The organism is Pedobacter sp., assembly GCF_045628745.1.
GTDB lineage: Bacteria > Bacteroidota > Bacteroidia > Sphingobacteriales > Sphingobacteriaceae > Pedobacter.
On record NZ_JAZQPU010000245.1, the window covers coordinates 1 to 4,377 of the forward strand.

The 4,377-nt window shown below is 40.8% G+C and carries 2 protein-coding genes; both read right to left on the reverse strand.

The features are described 5' to 3' along the window. On the reverse strand, positions 1–2,291 hold a 2,291-nt coding region (purL, locus tag ACR2F7_RS09310), incomplete at its 3' end, for a phosphoribosylformylglycinamidine synthase (RefSeq protein ID WP_432713300.1). 93 nt (positions 2,292–2,384) lie between these two features. After that, the coding region (locus tag ACR2F7_RS09315) for an alpha-2-macroglobulin family protein (RefSeq protein ID WP_432713301.1) at positions 2,385–4,377 on the reverse strand (1,993 nt) is incomplete at its 5' end.

Genomic DNA, 4,377 nt, shown 5'->3' on the forward strand with positions numbered 1-4,377 from the left:
TCTTTCTTTAAAACCGGCTCTACTACATTTGTGATGTCATCACAATGACCAGCAGCAGAAATAATCACGGTTCCCGGAGAGATAACCTCATCATCTTTATATTTCTGTTTCATGGAAAGAGAATCTTTCCCTGTTGGGATGTTAATTCCCAATTCAATGGCAAAAGCAGCGCAAGCTTTTACAGCAGCATATAAACGGGCATCTTCACCTTCGTTTTTACAAGCCCACATCCAGTTGGCAGAAAGAGAAACACTCTCTAAGCCGTCTTTTAAAGGTGCCCAAACTAAGTTTGAAAGTGACTCTGCAATGGCATTGCGACTACCCGCAGCAGGGTTAATTAAAGCTGAAAGTGGCGCGTGACCAATAGAGGTTGCAATACCATCTTTACCCTGGTAATCTAAGGCCATAACCCCACAATTGTTTAAAGGCAATTGTAAAGGACCTGCACATTGTTGCTTAGCCACTTTACCACCTACACAACGGTCAACTTTATTAGTTAACCAGTCTTTACAGGCTACGGCTTCTAATTGTAACATTTGCTCCAGGTAGGTATCGATTTTTGATACTTCGTAAGTCACAGCTGTATATTTACGATCGATGGTTTTGTCATTCATCACCACTTTTGGAGAGCTGCCGAACATATCTTCCATTTTCAGGTCCATTGGTTTAGCACCTGTGGTAGCAGATTCAAAAGTAAAACGATGATCGTTTGTTACCTCACCTACCACATACATAGGTGCACGTTCGCGGTCAGCAATTTTCTTTAAAGTCGCTGCATCATCTTTACCAATCACCAGACCCATACGTTCCTGAGATTCGTTACCGATAATTTCTTTAGCAGATAAAGTAGGATCACCTACAGGCAATTTGTCTAAATCAATTTTACCACCAGTTTCTTCAACCAATTCAGAAAGACAGTTTAAGTGGCCACCTGCACCGTGGTCATGAATGGAAACGATCGTATTATGATCGCTTTCTACCATGCCGCGCACGGCATTGGCTACTCTTTTTTGCATTTCTGGGTTTGAACGTTGAATTGCATTTAATTCAATGCCTGTACCCATGGCTCCGGTATCTGCAGATGATACTGCAGCACCACCCATGCCTATTCTATAGTTATCGCCTCCAAGGACTACAATTTTATCATGTTCTGCAGGCCTTGCTTTTTTCGCCTGACTCGCTTTTCCATAACCTACCCCACCGGCTTGCATGATCACTTTGTCGTAACCGAGTTTTCTGGCTTCTTCTTCGTGTTCAAAAGTCAATAAGGAACCTGTAATGAGGGGCTGTCCAAATTTATTACCAAAATCAGAAGCACCATTAGAGGCTTTGATCAGGATGTCTGTTGGTGTTTGGTAAAGCCATTTGCGTTCTGCTACCGCGTTTTCCCAAGGCCTGTCGGCTGCTAAACGTGATAAAGAAGTCATATATACAGCTGTTCCGGCAAGTGGCAAAGAGCCTTGTCCACCGGCAAGCCTGTCTCTGATTTCACCACCAGCACCTGTAGCAGCACCATTAAAAGGTTCTACCGTAGTAGGGAAATTGTGTGTTTCTGCTTTAAGGGAAATAACAGATTCAAATTCTTTAACCTCATAAAATTCAGGTACATCGGCACGTTTAGGTGCAAATTGCTGTACTGTAGGGCCTTTTACAAAGGCAACATTATCTTTATAGGCAGAAACAATACCATTAGGATTTGCTGCTGACGTTTCACGGATCATTTTAAATAATGAAGTAGGTTGCTCCACTCCATCTATAACAAATGTTCCATTAAATATCTTGTGACGGCAATGCTCAGAATTGACTTGCGAAAAGCCGAATACTTCAGAGTCTGTTAATTTACGACCTAACTTTTCAGAAAGGTTATTTAAATAGTTTATTTCTTCTTCACTTAAGGAAAGACCTTCCTGCTGATTGAAAACTGCAATATCTTCAATAGGAAGAATGGGTTCAGGTTTAATGCTGATGGTAAATATCTCCTGGTTTAATTCCGCATATTTCTGAAACAACATAGGGTCGAAAGCTGTAAAGTCTGCATCAACTTTTTGGAACTCTTCAATCCTGATGATACCATGCAAGTCCATATTCTGGGTAATTTCCACGGCATTGGTACTCCAAGGGGTAACCATCGCTGCTCTTGGGCCAACGAAGAAATCTTTTAATACAGGCTCATTGATCAACTGCGCACCGCCAAAAAGCCATACTAATTTTGAGATATCTGTAGAGGTGAGGTTTTGTTCAAGTTGTACAGCAAAAACAGTATTGCTCTCGTTGGAAAAGAAATAAATCATAGTTCTATTTTATGTGCTCTATTTTATCGCGCAAAGTTAATCAAAATCACGCGCAGTGCATAAAAAGGATCATTTAAATAAATAATAGGAATGTTAATTTCCAATACGCACCTTTTTCAAAGCTTCACGACCATAAAACACAGGGAAATACATCAGCTCTGCCTTTGCCGGGTTGAGTGTATAATTCCCATCATAACGTGGCATGAGTTTGATAGAAAATGTATAATCACCTTCCTTGAGTTTGCGACAAAAGATACTCACTTTGTTTTTGGCATAGGCCCTGTGTACTTCTTGTCCCCACCAGGTTTGTTCTTTCTCCTCATAAGAACAACCCGCAGGAATAGGTATTTCTACCATCACATAATCGGCATCGGCACTTACTTTAACCGTAGCTTTCAGCATGATGGCCGCACCACCTTTTAGAGCTTTTACTTTTGTGCCATTGCTGTTTTCAAACCAGGTATCAACGGTAAATTCCTTGGACACTTTCGCTGGTTGCGCATTCCAAAATTTCTGACTGGCAGTCATGTACAGTGGCAAGGTGCCTTGTTTTTGCAAATTAACCGTTTCGCCTGCAGCAAAAGTATGGGTATAAGGGAATTGGCTAATAACTTTTTTATTGTTTCCACTGGTGATGGTTAAATTTGTTGCTTTCAGCTGCTCCCCCTCCTTTAATAAATCAGGAAGTAGGGTTTCCAGAATCAGGGATGACTCATAGGTATTTCGCCAATGTCCATCTTGTCGCTGCTCTAGTAAATAGTTTCTCATTTTTAAAAGCCAGTCGGCATGTTTACCTTCTGTTTTAACCATTTGGTAAGCCAATAAGGTGTTTTGAATGCTGTTGTCAAATAAATTGAAGTTATTCTTTCCAAAATATAAATTCCCGAACATTGTAGAATGGCGAAAAGGCAATAAAGAATCTATGCTAAAGGCCATACCATTTTGTTGCTTTAGGTTCATTAACTTAAATTTCTCTTGTATTGTAATTGGGTATTTTGCTTTTTTAATTTCGCTTTCATATAAGGCGATAGCGCCTTTATAATCTACTTTAGCATTAATTTTTTGCAGCAGCAAGAGTGCTTCCAGCTTATTCACGCCCTGGTAACTGGCCAATTGGTAAACAAGGTAATTGCGAAGTTCTTCTTTATTTAACTTGACCTGAAAACCGCTTTTTTCAGCGTCTAGCAAAGCTTCAATGGCATGTCTGCTGATCCATAGTTCAGCATCGCTATTTTTCCACCATCCCCAGGTGCCGTCTTTTCTACGTCCTTCTTCCAGCTGGCGGATGATTTGTTTCACCACTCGCTCGTTTTTAAAGGTTTCATTTTGAAAGTTCTTGATGCGTTTTTGTACCAACAAGGCTTTGAGTTTAGAAGCCAGCTGTTCATTACAGAAATATTCGTAATTGCGCAGGTACTCGGTTTCATTTTCTAAAACCGGCAATACAGAGGCTTCGGCCCTAAAGCTCACCTCCCCTAATTTTTGATCAAAAGTTAGCGCAATTGCGGTGTCTTTTTCCAGGGCATGAAACACGCCCTTAGTTTCTAAAACACCCGCTTTAAACAAAGGAATCGTTCTTTCTTCCCCATCGGCATAACCACTTTCCTTTTGGATGCTATACGAGAATTTTAGGCTGTCGGTGCCTTCAGCTTTCACTTTGAGGGTATCCAAATGTGAATTTTCTACCGATAAAACACCTTCCAAAAGCAATTTATCATTGTATTTAAAGCTACGCTTCATGGAAACGGCGGCAGTGCCATAATTGGCTATTTTACCAAGGGGACTAAAAATATCACCTTCTATAGCAAAGAGCGGACTAACAAATGCGGCACTCAAGGGTTTAAAAGCCTTAATGTTGCCATCGGTATAGCCGCTTTGTGATTTGCCGTTCATAGCGATAAAATAAGTTCTCCAATTGGTGATGTCGTCAGGAAAGGTAACTTTAAACTTCACTTTGCCCTGTGTGTTAGTGCGTAACTTCGGCTGCCAGAAGGCGTCATCAGCAAAATTCTTACGGATGGCAGAAGGTAATGCACCATCATTTGCTGCTAACTCCAGCATGGCTTTTTCTTTGGCTTTTTTAGTG